Below are 323 nucleotides of genomic sequence, written 5' to 3' on the forward strand. Positions count from 1 at the left end.
GCCATTTATCTAGTCTATGAGTCGCCCCATAGCTCAAGCATTCTACCCTCCATTGTCACAAAGGTCGGACGGACAATCCTCAAACAATGGTTTACGCGAACTTGCGGCCTCCAGATGACACAGCCCACAGATCACCCTGTGACTGGTGGTCTCTTACACCACCTTCTCACCCTTACTCTCACCACCCCAGACTGGACAAACGGGATAAGTGAAAGCGGTTATTTTCTTCTACCGACACCTACTGTCACCAATAGCTTCTAGTTTCGGAAGTGGGATGCTCTATGCTGCCCGGACTTTCCTCTCGCACCTGAAAGATGCCAGCG

The 323-nt window shown here is 51.1% G+C and carries 1 other RNA gene; it reads right to left on the reverse strand.

Annotation, left to right across the window (positions count from 1 at the left end):
* Positions 1-2: 2 nt before the first annotated feature.
* Positions 3-323, reverse strand: an RNA gene (gene rnpB, locus SAZ04_RS21770) — RNase P RNA component class A.

It is taken from the genome of Halalkalibacter lacteus (assembly GCF_036663595.1).
In the GTDB taxonomy this organism is placed as follows: Bacteria; Bacillota; Bacilli; order Bacillales; family Bacillaceae_D; genus Halalkalibacter; species Halalkalibacter lacteus.